The 18,549-nt window shown below is 61.4% G+C and carries 15 protein-coding genes; 9 read left to right on the forward strand and 6 right to left on the reverse strand.

Annotated elements, in window-relative coordinates:
* The first annotated feature begins 9 nt into the window (after positions 1-9).
* The 7 genes from tssG to RGR602_RS31120 are packed head-to-tail and all read left to right on the forward strand — an operon-like array spanning position 10 to position 10,873.
* Positions 10-1,014: a type VI secretion system baseplate subunit TssG gene (gene tssG, locus RGR602_RS31090; RefSeq protein WP_040115806.1), complete on the forward strand. Its 1,005-nt coding sequence runs from the start codon at positions 10-12 to the stop codon at positions 1,012-1,014.
* A gap of 12 nt (positions 1,015-1,026) precedes the next feature.
* Complete coding sequence (locus tag RGR602_RS31095) at positions 1,027-2,229, forward strand: type VI secretion system-associated FHA domain protein (protein WP_063856026.1); 1,203 nt, start codon at positions 1,027-1,029, stop codon at positions 2,227-2,229.
* A complete protein-coding gene (tssK, locus tag RGR602_RS31100; RefSeq protein ID WP_040115807.1) occupies positions 2,226-3,566 on the forward strand; it encodes a type VI secretion system baseplate subunit TssK in 1,341 nt (446 codons plus the stop codon). The genes RGR602_RS31095 and tssK overlap by 4 nt, the downstream gene beginning before the upstream one ends.
* On the forward strand, positions 3,563-5,110 hold the full coding sequence (gene tssL / locus RGR602_RS31105; protein ID WP_040115808.1) for a type VI secretion system protein TssL, long form: 1,548 nt from the start codon (positions 3,563-3,565) through the stop codon (positions 5,108-5,110). The genes tssK and tssL overlap by 4 nt, the downstream gene beginning before the upstream one ends.
* On the forward strand, positions 5,107-8,595 hold the full coding sequence (gene tssM, locus RGR602_RS31110; protein WP_040115809.1) for a type VI secretion system membrane subunit TssM: 3,489 nt from the start codon (positions 5,107-5,109) through the stop codon (positions 8,593-8,595). The genes tssL and tssM overlap by 4 nt, the downstream gene beginning before the upstream one ends.
* An 8-nt stretch (positions 8,596-8,603) precedes the next feature.
* On the forward strand, positions 8,604-9,965 hold the full coding sequence (tagF, locus tag RGR602_RS31115) for a type VI secretion system-associated protein TagF (protein WP_052451933.1): 1,362 nt from the start codon (positions 8,604-8,606) through the stop codon (positions 9,963-9,965).
* The gene (locus RGR602_RS31120; protein WP_040115811.1) at positions 9,962-10,873 is read left to right on the forward strand and encodes a protein kinase domain-containing protein; all 912 of its coding nucleotides are present in this window, start codon (positions 9,962-9,964) and stop codon (positions 10,871-10,873) included. Before tagF ends, RGR602_RS31120 begins: the two co-directional genes overlap by 4 nt.
* Positions 10,874-10,877: 4 nt before the next feature.
* Here RGR602_RS31120 and RGR602_RS31125 read toward each other — a convergent pair whose 3' ends face one another.
* Positions 10,878-12,014, reverse strand: a complete 1,137-nt coding sequence (locus RGR602_RS31125; RefSeq protein ID WP_040115812.1) for a polysaccharide biosynthesis/export family protein — start codon at positions 12,012-12,014, stop codon at positions 10,878-10,880.
* Positions 12,015-12,634: 620 nt separating this feature from the next.
* Between RGR602_RS31125 and RGR602_RS40060 the strand changes: the two genes are divergently transcribed.
* The gene (locus RGR602_RS40060; RefSeq protein ID WP_082046740.1) at positions 12,635-13,066 is read left to right on the forward strand and encodes a GFA family protein; all 432 of its coding nucleotides are present in this window, start codon (positions 12,635-12,637) and stop codon (positions 13,064-13,066) included.
* A 274-nt stretch (positions 13,067-13,340) separates the two neighbouring features.
* Here the strand turns inward: RGR602_RS40060 and RGR602_RS31135 are convergent, their stop codons facing one another.
* Positions 13,341-13,670 carry a chaperone modulator CbpM gene (locus tag RGR602_RS31135; protein WP_040115814.1) on the reverse strand — a complete coding sequence of 110 codons (330 nt, stop codon included), beginning with the start codon at positions 13,668-13,670 and terminating at the stop codon, positions 13,341-13,343.
* 2 nt (positions 13,671-13,672) lie between these two features.
* Positions 13,673-14,587, reverse strand: a complete 915-nt coding sequence (locus RGR602_RS31140; protein ID WP_040115815.1) for a DnaJ C-terminal domain-containing protein — start codon at positions 14,585-14,587, stop codon at positions 13,673-13,675.
* Between the two features lie 427 nt (positions 14,588-15,014).
* Here RGR602_RS31140 and RGR602_RS31145 point away from each other — a divergent pair, with 427 nt between their 5' ends.
* Entirely contained in the window at positions 15,015-15,716 is a 702-nt protein-coding gene (locus RGR602_RS31145) for a class I SAM-dependent methyltransferase (protein ID WP_040115816.1), read from the forward strand.
* Here the strand turns inward: RGR602_RS31145 and RGR602_RS31150 are convergent.
* From RGR602_RS31150 to RGR602_RS31160, 3 genes are read right to left on the reverse strand one after another with little or no spacing between them, the layout of a single operon-like run.
* Positions 15,688-16,485 carry an ABC transporter ATP-binding protein gene (locus RGR602_RS31150; RefSeq protein ID WP_040115817.1) on the reverse strand — a complete coding sequence of 266 codons (798 nt, stop codon included), beginning with the start codon at positions 16,483-16,485 and terminating at the stop codon, positions 15,688-15,690. The two genes, RGR602_RS31145 and RGR602_RS31150, sit on opposite strands and share 29 nt — an antisense overlap.
* An 8-nt stretch (positions 16,486-16,493) precedes the next feature.
* Positions 16,494-17,528 carry a FecCD family ABC transporter permease gene (locus RGR602_RS31155; protein WP_040115818.1) on the reverse strand — a complete coding sequence of 345 codons (1,035 nt, stop codon included), beginning with the start codon at positions 17,526-17,528 and terminating at the stop codon, positions 16,494-16,496.
* Positions 17,525-18,529, reverse strand: a complete 1,005-nt coding sequence (locus RGR602_RS31160) for a FecCD family ABC transporter permease (RefSeq protein WP_040116643.1) — start codon at positions 18,527-18,529, stop codon at positions 17,525-17,527. The genes RGR602_RS31155 and RGR602_RS31160 overlap by 4 nt, the downstream gene beginning before the upstream one ends.
* Positions 18,530-18,549 lie beyond the last annotated feature (20 nt).

Raw genomic sequence — 18,549 nt, forward strand, 5'->3', positions numbered from 1 at the left:
GGTGATTGCATGAGCATGGCCGTGAAAAAGACGAGCGATCACCTTGAAGAGAAGCTGGAGCAAGATCCAAGCCGGTTCGAGCCGACGACGGCCTTCCGTGTCGCCCAGCAGGCTTCCGGACACGATCTTGGCGTTCGTGCGCATATCGGCGTGTCGCCGGCACCGCTTGCCGTCTGCGGCTTTAACCGGACGGGCGACAAGGCCGTGATCCGCAGCTCACTGGCGGGCCTTACCGGGCCGCTCGGCTCGATGCCACCGGCTTATAACGAACTCATCATGCGCGAAGAGCGCAACCGATCGCGCGCGCTTGCCAGCTTTTTTGATCTTTTCAGCGCCCGCATGAGCGCGCTGTTCGTCGATGCCTGCGAGAAATACCGCATTGCGCGGCGGTTGCGCTGGGGTCGTGACCGGCGCAAGAACAGTTTCGTCACGACGCTCTTTTCTCTCACCGGTTTCGGCACGAAGAGGCTTGCCGAACAAAGCGGCATCGATGATGAGCTCATCCTGCGCTTTAGCGGCTTCTTTTCCGCGCGCGTCAGAAACCTCGTCAACCTGCGCGCCATGCTCTGCGAGTTCACCGGACTGCCCGTCGAAATCGAGCAGTTCCGTGGACGCTGGCTCACGATCCCGGTCGAGGACCGAAGCCTACTCGAGCCGGGACGCGACGTGCAGCTCGGCGTCAATGCCACGGCAGGCGCTGCAATCCACGATTTCAGCGGCGGCTTCCGCGTCATGATCGGCCCGCTCGACTATGACGCCTATCTGACGCTTTCGCCGGGCAGGCCGGCAATCGGGGAGCTCTTCGCGCTGACGCGGCTCTATGTCGGTTCCGGTTTCGATTTCGACATCCAGATCATCCTGAAGAAGGAGCAAATTCCCTTCTGCCAGCTCGGCCAGGCCGGTGACCCGCCACGGCTCGGCTGGAACAGCTGGGCCCGCGTAGCACCTGCAGCCCGAGACAGCAGCGACGCGGTCGTCGTCGAACGTGCTTCAGCACCCGTAAAAGCTGTGTGAGGGGAGATGGTAATGCGGCTGGAACTCAGGCAGATCAACGGCAATTTTGTCAACAGCGTCGCTCCCAAGTGGTTCTTCGAGCACGGCCGGCGCACACTCGGGAGGGCTGGCGACTGTGACTGGCAGATGTCTGATCCGGAATGCCACGTCTCGAAGCATCATTGCACGATAGAGCGGGACCGCGAGGGTTTCCTGCTGCGCGACCAGAGCGCCAACGGATCGCGTGTCGATGGCATGCTTTTGCTGGAAGGACAAAGTGCAAGGCTCAATGACCAATCACGCTTAGAGGTCGGCGGACTGGCCTTCTCAGTCCACATATCCGGTGACAACAATCTTGAATTCGAGGATCCGGATGCAAGCCTGAGGCTTTCCGATGAGACGCTGACGATCTCGTCGATTCTCGCCGATATCGCGCCCGGCGGGCGTACGGCGACCGGCATTCTCGGCGAACGTGCAAATGACGACTGGCTGCCGCAAGCCGATCTTGCGGCGACGAAAAGGAACGGAACATCGTCGCGCGATGTCGAGATCGGCTGGAGCGGACCTCCGCAGGTCGAAGGTCTGGCGGCGATCGTGCCAAACGATTGGAACAGCGACGCTGGCTATAGCAGCGAGCTGGAGCATGGGGCAGCAACGCGCAGCGCCGTTAACCTCCGGCAAAATCGGCCAGCGGCAGAAGCGGGGGAAACGACCGAGGAGGTAACCGGACAGACGCGAGCGGCCGAGAATGCCGAGGAAATAGACAGGGCCTTCGGCGCGTTGGCGGCAAGCCCACCTCTCGGCATGCCGGCGCTTGAGGCGCTTGTCCGGCAGCTTGAGGAGGCGAGCGACGGGACGCTTTCGATCTTTGAGATTGAAGCTGCCGAGATCGGCGACGGAGCAAGCTTCATCACCGGCGAGGATGCAGCACTCAGCGCGCGGCTGGAGGCTCTGCTGCAGCGGCAATTGGTGCTGAACGCTGCACTGGAAAAGCTGGTCCGCGCAGCAAGCCACATGCTGGAGCCGCGCATCGTCGAAGCCAGGATTGACGCGGAGCCGTACCGGCAACCGTGGCAGCGAAAGCGAAACTACTGGCAGGCCTACCGGACGCAGTTCGAAAAGAGCGGCAGGAGCCTCTCCATACGCGAGCTCTTTCGCGAAGCGATGATGGGGCCGTCTGGCAGCGCCGGGCAGGACAGCCAGCCGATAACGGGAAGGATTGATCGCGCATCATGAGAAATGAAAACCGGGTGGCATGGAGCGAAGGCATGTTCCTTCGCGTACAGCATTTCCAACAATCCGACCGCTGGACGGAGCGGCTTGTCCGGACCACGACGCGTGCCTTGATGCCCTACCCTTGGGGAATCGCTGAAATAGGCATCGATCGCAGCGCACTGGCGATCGGCCAGTTCGCGCTTTCGAACCTGCGCGGCATCCTGCCTGACGGTACGCCCTTCGAAGCACCGGTGGACGCTGATCTGCCGGCACCGATCGATCTGGACGAGAACACCAAGAACGCCATCATCTATCTCGCTCTACCGGCAAGACAGCCCGGAAAAGCAGACGTCGCGATCAACGGCAGCGCGGCGTTGAACAGCGTGCGCATCGTCGCTTCGCATTATGAAGCGCCCGACGCCAATGTCGAAACGGATTTCATGGCGCCGATCGATGTCGGCCGGCTGAGCCTGCGCTATCTGAAGACAGGCGACGAGCTTTCCGGTTACGAACTGCTTGGTCTTGCCCGCGTCATCGAGGTGCGATCGGACCGCGCCGTCATCCTCGATCCCGACTTTATCGCCCCAAGCCTCAACTGCGCTGCCCAGCCACGCCTTGCCGAGCTCATCACCGAGCTCCTTGGCATCGTGCGCCACCGGGCGCAGGCGATCGCCGAACGCATCGGCGATCCAACGATCAGAGGGACAGCTGAAGTCGGCGACTATTTCCTGCTGCAGATCCTAAATCGCGCGGACCCAATGCTGCGGCATATCTCCGCCAACGCGACGCGGATGCATCCCATCACCTTTTACGAACATTGCATTCAGCTGGCCGGCGAGCTCGCGACGTTCACCACGGCCGGCAAGCGGGCAAGCGACTTCCCGCCCTATCGCCATGAGGATCTGAAGGCGACCTTTTCGGCCGTCTTTGAGGATCTCAGGACCTCGCTGTCGGCCGTTCTCGAACAGGCCGCCGTTTCGATCGAGCTTGCCGAGCGCCGCCACGGCGTACGGGTCGGCACGATCCATGACCGCTCGCTGCTCAAAGATGCCGGCTTCGTGCTCGCCGTGCGCGCCGAAATGCCTACCGAGGACGTGCGGCGGCGCTTCCCCGCCCAGGTCAAGGTCGGCCCGGTCGAGCGCATCGCCGATCTCGTCAATGTCGCGCTGCCCGGTATTCCCGTGCGTCCGCTGCCCGTTCTGCCGCGCCAACTGCCCTATCGCTCGGGCACCATCTACTTCGAACTCGACACCAAGAATCCGCTTTGGAAGCAACTCGACACTTCGGGCGCCATCGCCCTGCATCTCGCAGGCGACTTTCCCGGCCTCGAAATGGAACTATGGGCCCTTAGAGAATGAAGAACGAACGGTCTGCAAATTGGCAGGATCTGCCAACCGTGGTCGAGATCACCGAAGCCGGCGTCAAGAAGACGCAATCGGCACGGAAGATGGCGGAACTGCTCGATGATGCCCTCGACGTCAAGGACATCATTCCGGGCATCCCCAACGACCGCGGAGAAGCGGGTATCGGCGGCTTGTCCTTAGAAGCACTGGTGCGCGACTTCCGCTTCGGCGGCGAGGAAGTTCCAACCATCGTGCGTTCGGCCGCACCGCTTCTCAATCTCGCGCACGCGATCCGCTACAGTGACGCCCAGCCGGATGTCGACCAGCTGCGCCGTGTGACAATCGAGGCAGTCGGCCGTTACGAACGTGACCTTGCGGCAGCCCGCATCAGCCCTGAGCGGGCCCGTGCAGCCCATTATATCGTTTGCGCGACGGTCGACGACGTGGTTCTCAGCAAACCCTGGGGCGTGCGCACCGGATGGGCGCGCTCCGGACTTGTTTCCACCTTCCATATGGACGTGACGGGTGGTGATCGCGTCTTCGATCTTCTTGACCATTTCCATCAAAGCCCGGGCGCCAACAAGGACCTGCTGCTCTTGATCTATCTCTGCCTGTCTCTGGCCTTCGAGGGGCGAACCCGCGTTTCGACGCGCGGCACGCTGGAGCTCGGTCGCATCCGAGACAGCCTCTATAAGACGCTGCTCGGTCAGTACGGCGTTTTCGAACGGGAACTGTCGCCGCATTGGCGCGGCGTTTCCGCTCGCCATACCCCGCTTCGTACCGCCGTCGCTCTGTGGACCTTGCTTTGCGCCCTCGTCCTTCTTTTCGCCCTCGGCTATCTCTTCTTCACGCTTTCGCTGAACCGCGCCTCGGACGGCACCTTCGAGCGGCTTGCCTCGCTGCCGCCGCGCGAGACGCCGAGCGTCTTGATCGAGCCGCCGGAACCGCCCGCTGCTCCGCCCAAGGCACAGGTCGAGACGCCGCCGGTGCCGAAGGTCGTGATCGCCCCGCCGGTCAAGCCGCCGCAACCAAGCCGCCTCGACAACCTGCTCGCCTTCCTCCAGCCAGAGGTGGAGCGCAAGCTGGTGACGCTTTCCAATGACGACGGCAGGCTCCGGGTCCGCATAAACAATTCAGGTCTCTTCGAAACCGGCAGCGCCGAGGTCAGCAGCCAGTTCCGCGGCCTTCTGGAGCGCATCGGCGGTGCACTGGCGGCAGAAAAATTCCGCGCCGTCGTCGTCGGCTATACCGACAACGTGCCGATCCGGACAATCCAGTTTCCGTCGAACTGGCACCTTTCGGAAGCGCGCGCCCGCTCCGTCGGCGAAATCTTTGCCGCTTATACCGGTCCCGGCGCGATTTTGACGGATGGCCGCGCCGATAGCGATCCGATTGCCAGCAACGACACGCCGCAGGGCCGTGAGATCAACCGGCGCACCGAAATCCTCGTGCTCACGGACCCCCGTGAACGACTGAACGATGCGGGCATGAATGCGCCTGTACCGGGCGGGACCGATAATGGCCCTGCCACATCCGCAGCAGGAGGCAAGTCTCCGTGAACCCGCTTGGCTATTTCTATACGCTCCGATCCTATGTGGAATCCTATGCGGGCCTGCTCGGTCGGCGGTTCCTCTCCATTATCTGGGTTGCGGCGATCTGCGTCGTCATCTGGTTTTACGGCTACATACTGGCCTATGGCGACTTCAAGCCGTTGGCGAGTGTCAGCGCCCGATTGATTGCGCTTGGGATCGTGCTTGCCGCCTGGATCGGATATCTCGTCTATTCGCTGATCCGAGCCCGCCGCCGCGACGACAAGCTGGTCGAAGGCATCGAGCGGGATGCGGCGGCCGACGCGGCCGCAAGCCAACAGGCTGAGGTCGGCGAAATACACACGCGCCTCAAGGAGGCGCTGGCGCTGCTGCGGCGCATTACGCGCAAGCGTCTCGGCTACATCTACGAGCTGCCCTGGTACGTGATCTTCGGTGCGCCAGGCTCCGGCAAGACGACGGCGCTGACAAATTCGGGCTTGACGTTTCCGCTTGGCGATGCTCTCGGCAGCAGTGCCGTGCAGGGCATCGGCGGCACCAGGAACTGCAATTGGTGGTTTACCGATGAGGCGATCCTCATCGACACCGCCGGCCGCTACACGACGCAGGATGATCTCAACGGCGCCTCGAAGGCCGGCTGGGAAGGTTTCCTCGGCCTGTTGCGCAAATATCGCCGTTCACAGCCGATCAACGGCGTGCTTGTAACGCTTTCGATCGGCGATCTGTTGAAACGCGATCCGGAAGCTCAGCGCGAGGAGGTGCGAGCCATCCGCCAGCGCCTGTCGGAACTCGACGATTTCTTGCAGGCGCGCGTGCCCGTCTATGTCGTTTTGACAAAGGCCGATCTGATGACCGGTTTCGTCGAATTCTTCGATGGCCTCAACAGGAGTGACCGCGAGCAGGTCTGGGGCACGACCTTCGGGCTTGAGGAAAGCTACAAGTCGCAGAATCTCCCCGACCGTTTTTCGGAGGAATTTGCCCTACTGCAGGAACGCGTCGGCGCCATGCTGGTCGAGCGGCTGCAACAGGAGCCGAATGCCGAGCTTCGCGGACGCATCTTCCGCTTCCCCGCAGAACTGGCTGCCCTGAAGGAGCGTTTGCACGAGACGCTGACGGAACTCTGCTCCAGTTCGAAACTGGTGGAAGCGCCGCTGCTGCGCGGTATCTATTTTGCCTCGGGAACCCAGTCCGACGCGTTCGCGGCCAATGCGGTGCCGCGCATGCGCCGCAGCTATTTCCTGACGCGCCTCTTCAAGGACGTGATCTTCGACGAGGCTTCGCTCGTTTCGCGCGACGCCAGGCTCTCGCGCCGCCAGACCTATTTCCGCCGCGCAGCCTATGGCGCAGCCTTGGTCTTGCTCGCTGTCGTTTTCACCAGCTGGACGATGACCTATTTTCAGAACGCGCGGGCACTGGCAAGCGCCGAGCAACATATCGGCGCATACGAGCAGCTTGTCAGGGGCGTGCCGGTGCGCAACGTCGCGGATCAGGATTTCCTGCGCATACTTCCGGCGCTCGACCATTTGAAAGCCGTCACCAGCGGCTTCTCCAAGGATCGCGTCTGGCCGGTCAGTTTCGGCCTTGACCAGAAAGGCAAGATCGCCAGTCGCCAGCGCGATGCCTATCAACGGGCACTGAATGCCCTGCTTTTGCCGCGCATGCTCGTTGAACTACAAAACGAAATGGCGGATGCGAAAGATGCCGGCAAGGCTTTCGATGCGTTGAAGCTCTACGGCATGTTGGGCGGCCTCGGTCCGATCGAGCCGGAATTCGTGTCGCTGAAATCCGAGGAGATGTTCACGGCGCTTTATCCGGGTGAAGGTCGTGCGGCCGCGCGCCGTGCGCTGATTGCCCATGCCGAGACGATGGCCACGGGCGCGCTTTCGCCGGTCGAACTCGACAATGTCTTGATTGCCAGGACGCGTGAGACAATCCGCTCGAAAAGCCTTGCCGCCCGCGCCCATGATATTCTTGCCGGCTATCGCCAAACCCGCGCGCTTGCTCCGTGGGTGCCTGCCGATGCTTTCGGCCCGCTTGGCGAACAGGTCTTCGAGCGCAGGTCGAAGGCGCCGCTTCGCGACGGCATTTCCGGGTTTTATACGACGACCGGATATCGGACCGTCGTCATGCCACGTCTTGCCGATGCCGCACGCGAGGCATTCGATGAAAAATGGGTGCGCGGCACCGACACCAACTCCGCCGGTATGACCGTCGACCGTGTGGCGCAGGCGGCATTGCAGCTCTATTTCGACAATTTCAGCCAGCAGTGGTCCGCATTGTTGTCGGATTTCCGCCTGCGTCCTTCGCAGTCGCTTGGCGATGCTACGGAAACCACCCGTATTCTGTCGGCCGAGCCGAGCGTGATAGAAGCCATATCGCGATCGATCGCCGCGGCGACCGATTTGCGGATGCCGGCCGGGCGCGAACTCGCATCGAATGATGGCTCGGCGCCGGAAGCGCTCTCGACCCCGATCCTCTCCGGTGCCGAAAATGCCCCGGATCCGTATGGGAACCTGCGCGAGGCTCTGCAGCCGCCAAAGGCTGCGCTGCAGGGACAGGATCGCACCAGCGCGCCGCGCTCGAAGATCGCCTCGCTTCAGACGAGCTTGCAGAAGCTCCACGAACAGCTCTCGCGCGCCTCGACCTCGACGGCCGAGATCGCCCAGGTCTTCGACGTCAACGGCCAGCTTACCACCGCCACGCAAGACCTCCTCCAAGATGCTCGCCGCCTTCCCGCGCCGGTCGATACCTGGATCGCAAGCCTGTCGGCCGATGTCGGTTCACTTGCCGTGAAGTCCGCGCGCACCCGCATCAGCAATCTGTGGACCAGCGATGCCGCAAGCTTCTGCTCCAATGCCGTCACCGGCCGCTATCCCTTTGATCGCGCGTCACAGCGTGATGTCGCCATGAGCGATTTCGTTCGCCTCTTCGGCCCCGATGGCCTCCTTCAGACCTTCTTCAAGGAGAAGCTGGCACCCTTTGTCGATACCAGCGCCTCGCCCTGGGGCTGGAAGGGCACCTTCGGCGCGCCCGGCATTGCGAGCGATGCGATTGCCCAGTTCGAAAACGCCGACAAGATCCACCGCGCCTTCTTTCCGGCCGGCAGTCAGGAGCCGGTTGTGGCCATCAACGTAAAGCCCGTGTCGCTGAGCGAAAGCGCCAATGCCGTGATGATGGAGATCGACGGCGAGCGGGTGATCTATTTCCATGGTCCCGTCCAGTCGAAATCGATCTCCTGGCCATCCAAGGAAAGCGCCAACCTGTCGAGGATCGCTTTCCAGCCGGGTGGCTGGCAGCAGGCCATGACGGAAAATGGCGACTGGTCGCCGTTCCGCTTGTTCGACGATGCCAAGATCTTCAACGAAAGCCAGGATCTCTTCCGGGCGCGCTTCGAAACCAATGGTCAGACGGCCGAGTTCGACGTCCAGTTCGGTTCCGTGCTCAATCCATTCCGGCTGGAGGCCCTTTCGAAGTTCTCCTGCCCGTCGCAGTTTTGAGCATGGCCATGAACGGAGCGACCGCCGTTGACGCAAAGGCTGCTGAGACCGATCGGATCGGTTTTTTCGGCAAGGTGCCGACACACGGCGATTTCGTCTCGTCCGGTCTCGACACCGCCGTGCGTTCCGAGCTCGATCGCTGGCTGCAGAATGGTCTTTCGGCCTGCGCCCATGCATTCGGCGAACAGTGGCAGCAACAATTCGGCAAAACGCCAAGCTGGCGCTTCATCGTCGAGGCCGGAATCTGGAGCCGTTCGGCCATTGCCGGGGTATTGTCGCCCAGCAGGGACCGTGTAGGACGCAGCTTCCCGCTCGTGATTGCGGCTCAATTGCGAGACTTCACCGACCATCCCCGACAGCTCTATCTCGATGCCACCTGGTTCACCGCAGCTGAAGGCCTGGCCGAGACGGTCGGCAATCGCGACTTTGACATTGGCCATTTCTCCACGATATTGAAGCGGTTGCGCCTGCCAAGGGCATCGGAGGGCGAGAGCCGCGGTGGCGCCGGTGCACCACCGACATCGCTTTGGTGGCAGTCAGAACCCGGTACGGGCAAGGTCATTGGCTTCAGGACGGCAGGGGCGCCGAAAGCCGAGGATTTCATGCGGCTGCTCGGTGGCACGGAAGCCGTAACGGAAAGCTTGCCGAGCCGGGCTGCTGCGATTTCGCCGCCTGCACCGCCAAAACCACCCGTCAGGCCGGGGCTGGTAATTGAGCGCAGCCATGCAACACATGCCGGCACCAGGCTTTCGACCAATGCCGACGCTCTCCTGGTCTCCGACGAGCCTCCGCTTTTTTGCGTTGCCGATGGCGTCGGAGACGGCCTGGCTGCCGTCAAGGCGGCGCGTCTGACGATCAATGCCCTTTCAGCGATCGAGCGGCCGCAAACCATGGAGGCATTCGTCCAGGATATCAAAGGCAAGCTCGGGCGTGCGCATGGTCTGCTGCAATCGGCAGCCGCCACTGAAGGGCGCGAGCCGCCGTTGGCAAGCATCGCGGCGACCGCCATTCTTGACGGTTTCATTGCCGTGCTTTGGGCCGGAGACGTGCGCTGTTACCTCGTGCGCGACGGCATGATGCGCTGCTTGACCCGCGACCATGTCGAGATCGGCATCCGGCGGGTACTGACGAATGCCGTCGGGCTTCGGCGGCAACTCGTGCCTGATGTGCTTCTGGAAGAGGCTCGGCACGGCGACCGGCTCATGCTCTGCAGCGCCCCTCTTGCGCGTATTGTGCCAGAGCGCGGGATTGCCGAAATCCTGCTGTCCGCTTCCCCTAGGGAGGCGGCCGATATCCTCGTACAGGAGGGCTTGATCGGCAATTGCCGTGACAATCTGAGCGCCCTCGTCATCGAGCTCAAAAGCCCATGACCGGAAGCGGTCCTAAGGATTTTGCCGAGATCGCCGCGAGATATTCGGCGATGATGCAGGTTCTTTGCGACGGCCCGCAAGGACGGCGGCGGGAAGACGAGCGCCGGATGCTTGTAGACCGCATCCGCGACGCACTCGACCGTCGCGAAAACCGGCTGAACGACGATGATCCGGTTATCATTGCCAACACCTTCAGCCTTGAAATGTTCACCCACCGCGGTAAGCGAAGCGAGATCTGGCAGGTGCGCCACCGTGACCTGGGCACGTCGCATGCCATCAAGTCGGTTCCGGCCGCCATGGCGGACGACCCGATTGCAGGCGCGCTGCTTCTGCGCGAAGGCACGATTGGCCTTGGAATGCGGCATGGCAATATCGCCCCGACCCGGGCCGTGCTGCGGCTCGCCGATGGGCGGCCCGCATTGCTCATGGACTGGATCGGCAAAAGCCTTGCCGATCGCTTGAGCCTGCAAGCGCTGTCGGTGCGCGAGGTCTATTCGCTGACTCTGGCGCTGCTTGCCGCCCTGACCGCAACCCACGACCAAGGCCTTGTCCATTGCGATGTTGCGCCTGGCAACCTGCTGATCCCGGGCGAAGACGTGTCACAACTGCAACTGGCGGATTTCGGCATTGCACTGGAAATCGGTCACAGTCATGCGGAATTCGAGATCGCCCATGCCGGTTCGCCGGCTTTCGTCTCGCCCGAGCAACAGGCTGGCCGGTCTCTTATGCCGTCGAGCGATATCTATTCGCTCGGCCGCCTCATCGATTATCTTCTAGATCACGCCAACGAAGACGCCGCCGGCCTTCGCGCGCTGGCTGGGCAGTTCAGCAAAGAGGATGCTGGCAAGCGCCCTGCCGATGCACGATCGGCCGGGGCACTTCTCAAGAAGGTGATGGCGGCCGGCTGACGCGTCAGTTCGTTGCGCCGGGCTGGGGAGCGGCCGCCGTCGGCACGCTCTTCTGATAGACCGTCAAAAGCTTTGCCGCATCGACGAGACCGGCATTGCTCGCGTAGAGGATATCGCCGTCCTGCATCTGGAACTGCTGCATCAGCACGAAATTCGAGGCGTCACGCAGGTTGATCTTGTAGATCGCCGGCTTCGCGCCAATGCGCGCCGGGGCGACGGGCTTTCCATTGACCATGGTGGCCGGTGAATAGACCGGCTGGTTGCGGAAGAGATAGAAATTACTCGCATCCGCGCGGTCGTCGAGCAGGCCGCCTGCGCGTCCGAGTGCCTGGGAAAGCGTCAGCTTGCCCGGCTGGAATTCGAATTCACCAACGCTCTTGAAAGCACCAAATGCGGTGAAGCTCGGGGCATCCTTGTCGATCATGACTTGATCGCCCGGCAGCAGGTAGACGTTCTGCGAATTGTCGCTCATGACCCGTTCGAGCGGCGCGCTGGCGCGCTGGCGGCCACGAATGAGGGTTACACTGGATGAACCTGGGTCCGACGATGTCCCGCCGGCGAGCGCAATCGCATCAAGGACGCGTTCCTTGCGCGCCGTCAGCGGATAGCCGCCCGGCTTGTTGATGCCGCCGTTGACCGTGACACCGCTCGTCGGCTTGTCCACGACCGTCACAACCGCTTGCGGATTGACCGCCGAACCGCGCAAGCCGCTGACGATCTGACTCTGCAGCGCCTCGGGAGAGGAATCCAGCACGCGCTGACGGCCGACGAAAGGCATCGTGACATAACCGCTGGAATCAACCGTGAAGCGCCCGAGATTGAGCGTCTTGCTCTGCGTCGATGAAAACAGGCCTTCTTCGCCCGAATCGAAGATCGTCACGTCGATGACGTCCCCGCGGCGAAGGCGTGCGTCCGAATAGCCGCCGGAGCGCAGGACCGCCAGGCCGCGGTCGGCAGGCGCATAGGAAAGAGCGGAGATATTCGCCGGCGCAGCAGGAGCATCCGCAAGACGCAGCACCGGCACCTTCTGGTTAGAATGCGGGAGTGTGGTGTTGTAGATATTGCTGGCGCTTGGTCCGTCGGCGGGTCTTGCACATGCACTGAGAATGGCAATCAATGCCACTGGCGCCAGTTTCCTCATCACGTCTCCCCATCGTCGATTCGCGTATATCGAGAGATACCAGCCGACTTTGACGGGGCAACATCAGGTAGCAAGAAAATAAGGCAATTATGGCACGACAGGATCCGTCTGTGTCATTGGTGCAACTATTGTGACATATCAATGGACAATCGACGACTTAACGCAACCGTCGGCTTCAGGGATTGCCAGCTGGCGAATCCGGTTTTGCTGCCGTCCGCGAGGTTGAGATTCCAGAGTTGGAGGCCGATCCTGCACCGCAGCCTTGAGGTCGTATCCCCCGCCTGAGTGCCAATGGTGGAGCTGGCTCCACGCGGATATGCTGCTGCAATTTGAGTTTCACGCTCGGCAGGGTTGGCGTGCCAACGGTGGCGATCGCCATTCGGGCCACCGTTTCACCGCATATGGCCGCATTTGGGCCATGGCCTTGTGTGCTATGGACGGCGCAAGCTACGAAGCTTGCGCTCCTCTGGGTTGCAATGATATGAAGCACTCGGATTTCGCCGAGCCGGGAGACGGGCGCGCTGTTTAGCTTACTCCGAGAGGCGCTAAGGAAGTCTCCCGCGACCAGCGCCACGATCAGCTGGCAGGCGAACAGGTACGGATGCAGATGGAAACGCGCCATGGGACGGCCGGTACGAATCGTACCTAAGATAACGCGTGGCACTTGTCATTGCGGCGCTGTGCGTTGGGAGTATCGAGGAGACATACCCGATGCCACGATCTGCAATTGCACGGTCTGCCGCCGCTATGGCGTGCTGTGGACCTACGGATACGATGGTCAGGAAATCGCCGTCGAAGACCCAGGGAATGCTATGGCAGCGTATATTTGCGGGTCTCGCAGGATCTCATTCAATTTCTGCAAGCTCTGCGGCAACCTTATCGCCTGGCGCAGCTTGAGGCCAAACGACAACGGCCGAACAAGAATAGCTGTCAATCTTCGCCTCGCTGATCCGCAGCAGGTGGCGGAAGTTCCACTGCGCCGCTTTGACGGCCTCCACAGCTTTCACGATCTGCCGCTTGATGGACGCACGGTCGCTGACGTCTGGTTCTGACGAACGCAATTGAAACGCTGTAACTTTTTCCAAGTGCAGCAGCACCGAACGATCTGCGAATGGCAAACGTCTGCACTGCCGGCTGCGGGGTTGTCTCTCAGGCAGCGTCGCGTTTTTCAGAGTGCGGAACCCATCAGACCAAATCCCGAAAGACGCCTTGGAAGGCCCTTCGCGCCAGTATAACATCGTCACCGCGGTCAACGCCACTGAAGTTGCCTTCGGGCCCGCGTGGAACTAACGGAGGCTCAAATGACCGTGCTGGTCCGGCAGCGGCCTAGTCGCGATAGCGTTCGAGATCGGCGAGGGCGCTCAGCAGCCGTTGCTGCACCTCCTGCTCCTGTTGACCAATCGCGGTCAATAGCCGGCGCATGGTTCCGCGCAGCCCGTGAAGCTGGTCTATCAGGTCCATAACGACATCGACGCCAGCCTCGTTAAGTCCCATCTTCCGGGTAAGATCGAGGATCAATCGCGCGCGGGCGACATCGCTGTCGTGGAACCGCAGCCGTTCCTCCACGGCATCAGGCACCAGCCATCCCTCTTCGATCCAAAAATTCAGCTCGGTGACGTCGATCCTCAGGAAACGCCGGAATTCAACATCATCCATGCTCAGACCTCCATGCTCCTTCTTGGATCCTGCGCGCTCGTTTCGGCCCAATCCTTGACGAATGCGGTCAACCGGTCATCCGGCTTGTCAGGCAGGACGATCTTGAGAGTGACATAGACATCGCCCTGTTCACCGCCCCTCCTTACAACACCTTTGCCCTTGAGGCGCAGCACCTTGCCTGTATTCGAATACGGCGGCAGCGTCAGATTGACGGGACCCGAGGGTGTCGGCACGCGCACCTTGCCGCCGAGCACGGCTTCGCTGAGCGAAACCGGCAATTCCAGGCGAATATCGTCACCATCACGAGTGAAAAAGCGATGCGGACGAACGCGGATATCGATCAGCGCATCGCCCGCCGGTCCACCGCCAATTCCCGGCTCGCCCTTGCCGCGCAGCCGCAACATCTGTCCGTCTCGGGTGCCTGCCGGAATCTGCACGTCGAGGGGCGGGCCATCCGGCAATCTGACCTGCTTTCTGGCGCCGTTGACGGCATCGAGGAAGTCGACCTCCATCGAGAACTGACGATCCATGCCTTGGGCGCGGAATTGCGCGCCACCGCTGCGGCGCGAAAAGAAACTGGCAAAAGGATCGTCGGCGTCGCCGAAATCGGCGAAGCCGGAGGTATTATGGTAGGGACCGCCAGGACCGCTCGCCGAGGCGTAGTCGCGATAATAGTTGCGCGGCGCCTGCTCGGCGCCTGTCATGTCGATCTCGCCGCGATCGAAGCGGGCACGCTTTTCCTCATCGCTCAGAAGTTCGTAGGCAGCGGAAATATCCTTAAACCGCGTCTCGGCTCTCTTGTCACCCGGATTGAGGTCAGGATGGAACTTCTTGGCGAGCTTGCGGAAAGCGCTTTGAATTTCCTTTTGGTTCGCATCCGGCTTCACGCCCAAAAGCTCATATGGGTTCTGGTTCATACATGTCTCCTGTCGAGGCACGAATACTGCAAAGTGAATTCAGCGCTGATATAGGTTGCCGCCCGCTGCTAGAGGAGAGGTGAGCGGAGCATTCAGTCTAAAGAGTAATTGTTTCACGGGTTGCAACACGACTCCATAATCAGGATCGATGCGAACGAGCTAGTCCTTAACTCACCTTACGCCGGCTGTGTCCTCAACCACGGACCTTTGCTGCCAGACGCTCGCGTCATCAAAGATGGTGCTCGAAAGCCGCCGCGACGCCATCGAGGAGATCGACGTGGATAATGCCGTTCTTGCTCCAGTTTTGCCTCTGCGTCCGACCCGGCTTTACGCAGAAAGTTCAGTTTTCGTGATTTCAAGACCTATCCACATCGTGCTCGCCAACTTATGAGACGGCGTCGGATGAGTCGCATCGGAGAAACCAAGCATGAGCCAAATTGCCCCGAAAACCATCGCCACCTGGTACGTCGATCCTGAAGCCGAGGAGAGGATGGCGGATGGGCACGCCCCTATCTGGCGACATCTTGTCGACCTCATCGTCGAGCGTGATCTCAAGGAAAAGTGCGTTCTCGATTTCGGCTGCAATCAAGGCGGCCTCCTGCGTCATCTTTACGCCATCAGACCGTTCCGCAAGGCCCTCGGCATTGACATCGCGGAGCAATCGATCGCCAAGGCCGAGGCCTTCAAAGGGAATCTTCCTGTCCAGCATGCGGTTGGCGGATCGCTCGAAGGCTGGGTGGAGGAGTTCGATCTCGCAATCAGCCACGAGGTGATCTATCTGATCGAGAATATTGATGCACACGCTGCCGATATCTGGAGAGCGCTGAAGCCAGGTGGCGTTTACTACGCCGTGACCGGTTGCCACACCGATAATCCCCTCTGGCCGAAATGGCGGGAACTGGTGGCGAAACGCACCAACACGGTGGTGCAGGACCGCTCCATCTCCGATTACGGGCGTGCCTTCGCCAAGGCGGGCTTCGACGTTTCCGGCAGAAAGCTGGAATATGACGGCTTCATTCCTTTCGTCGAGGACGGCTGGACGCCGGATTTCGCCGACGCGCTGGATTATTACACCCAGACCAAGGTCGTCTTCCGTCTGGTCAAGCGTCGGGGCGGAGTAGCCGCGTAAGCTCGACGTCGAAATGCGGCGGCTTGTTCGGGGCAACCTCGACAAACCGCCCTTTCACCCGAAACGTCTTTTCGATGAGGCCGCTTTGGGCGAGCGCCCTCGGCTCGCCGTCGAAGCGCAGCTCACCTTTCTCCAGCAGCGAGATGCGGTCGCTGACGGCGATCGCCTGATTGATGTCGTGGATCGCCATGACGATCGTCACGCCCCTCTCCCTGCTTAGCCGGTGCACGAAGTCAAGAACCTCGACCTGATAGCCGATATCGAGGAACGATGTCGGCTCGTCGAGCAAAAGAATGCCCGCCTCCTGTGCCAGCGCCGCCGATATCCAGGCGCGTTGCCGTTCACCGCCGGAGAGTTGCTGAAGCGTCCTATCGGCCAAGCTCGTCAGGCCTGTGCTTTCGAGCGCCCACTCGACAGCCGCTTCGTCCTTGCGGCTATAGCTGCGGAACAGACCGACATGCGCAAAACGGCCCTGCCGCACCAGCTGCGCAATCGTCATCTCGTCAGGGGCTGATGGTTGCTGTGGCAGGAAGGCAAGCTTCCTGGCAATGGCCCGTCGCGACATGGACGCCACGGGAACGTCTTCGATTGCGGCGTGGCCTTCGGCGGGATCGATCAGGCCGGCCATCGCTTGCAGGGCCGTACTCTTGCCGGATCCGTTCGGGCCGATGAGAGCGCGGATTTCCCCCTTATTCAAGGAAAGCCGAAAGCCGTCCAGCGCCTTGCGACGACCGTAAAAAACCGACAACTGCGAGCAACTCAGAGGCATGAGCGATCTCAAGGGGCATTGCGTAGAAGGGCGAGCAGGACCGGCACGCCGACGATTGCTGTGACGACGCCGATGGGAATCTCCTCGGCGCGACCGACGAGGCGGCCGATGAGATCGCACAGGGTGACGATGACCGCACCAAGCACAACGGTCAAAGGAAGTACCATCTGGAAATTGCGTCTGGCCAGGAAGCGAGACAGATGCGGAACGATCAGCCCGACGAAGACGATTGGCCCGACCGCGCCGACGGCGCTCGCAGCAAGGGCGCAGGAGACCAATAGCACCACGGAAAACTGTTTGCGGTATGACACTCCGAACGAACGGGCGACGGGCGCGTCGAACTGCAACAGGATCAACGGACGGTAGATCAAGGGCAGGACGACCAGGCCGGCGATCGTGAACGGCAGAAGGAAGAGCGCATGCTCCCAGGTGCGCGCGTAAAGGCTGCCCGAGAGCCACTCGAGAATGATCTCAATACGAGCCGACCCCCAACCTGCTATAAGGCCTATGGCAAGAGCATGGAGCACGGCTCCAATTGCAATCCCGCAGAGCGTGACCCGGAGTGGGCTGAGGTCGAGCTTGAAGGCAAGCAGGTAGATGAGGCCGCCTGCAGTCATGCCGCCCACCATGGCGGCTGCTGGCAGCCAGGCGATCGGAAGTTCGGCTACTGTGTTCGAGCCGGGATTAAAAATGTAGACTGTGAAAAGAAGGAAGACTGTCACCGTCAAGGTCGCCCCCTGCGACACCCCCATTAATGAAGGATCGGCGAGAGGGTTTCGCGTGATGGTCTGCAGCAAAAATCCCGCAACAGCGAACTGAATTCCGGCAAGGATGCCTGTGACGATCCGCGGCAGGCGGATATCGAGGATGATGGAGCGGGCTTCAGGTGAGCCATTTCCGGCAAGGACCGCGGCAATGTCCGACGCGGGAATGTCCACTACGCCGAGGAAAACCGCGGCTGCGAAGGACATGAAGACAATCAGTGCGGCAGCCGGCAATAGCCACGGTGTTGGTCTGCCAAGGACTTGCGAACCCGCCGTCATGCGCCCTGCCCCTTGAAGTCGAGACGTCCACGCTGAATGAGATAGATGAAGACCGGCCCACCCAGAAGCGCCGTGATGATACCGACGGGCAATTCCTTGGGTATGGCAATCGTCCGGGCAATGAGGTCCGCACAGGTGACCATCAGCGCCCCAATAGCCGCAGTCAGGGCGATTTCCCAAACGGCCCCCCGCGGCTTCAGCAGACGAGCTATATGGGGCGCAGCAAGGCCGACGAAGGCGACAGGACCCGCCACGGGGGCAACGCCTGCGACGGGACAGATTCCGAGAACTAGGAGAATCGGCTTCCAGACATTGAGTTGGAGGCCCATGCCCGCGGCAGCGTGGTCGCTGAGTGAAAACATGGCGATCACGCGGTGCAGCAACAAGGCGCCTGCCACGCCAACGACAGCCCATGGCAGCATATGAATCACGTGCGACCACGTGCGCCCCTGGAAGCCTCCGGACAACCAGAACAGAAGCGCGGTCGATTGCGGCCCTGCCAGGAGCAAGACGTAAATCGTGATAGCGCCCAGGAAAAGGGAAATGCTGACGCCGCCGAGCGCCAGGTGCAGCGGACGTCCGTTTCCGCCGCGCGACACCCAGAAGGTCACCGAAGCAGCGGCAAGACCGCCCGCAAGGCCAACGAACGGATAATAGGCTGAAGAAAGCCACGGTAGAAGAACGAAGCAGCCTACGATAGGCGCGATCGCTCCGGCAGTCACGCCCGTGATTCCCGGATCTGCGAGTGGATTGCGCGTCAGCGCCTGTAGAAGATACCCCGAAACCGCCAGTCCGGCACCCGCGATGGAAGCCGCAAGGCTTCGCGGCAGCCTCAGGGTCCAGACAAGGATCGAGTCGATCTTGCCGTCTGGAGCCCAAAGCACGCGCAGGACACTCTCGAGAGATAGCATTTTCGCGCCTGGCAGCAGCCCCAGGACGATGATCAACAAAGTCGCGGCGACGACGAACCCAATGGCTATTGAGGATTTCCGTGCGTCCATCGTCGTCGCGATCATTAGCC

This window comes from Rhizobium gallicum bv. gallicum R602sp (assembly GCF_000816845.1).
In the GTDB taxonomy this organism is placed as follows: domain Bacteria; phylum Pseudomonadota; class Alphaproteobacteria; order Rhizobiales; family Rhizobiaceae; genus Rhizobium; species Rhizobium gallicum.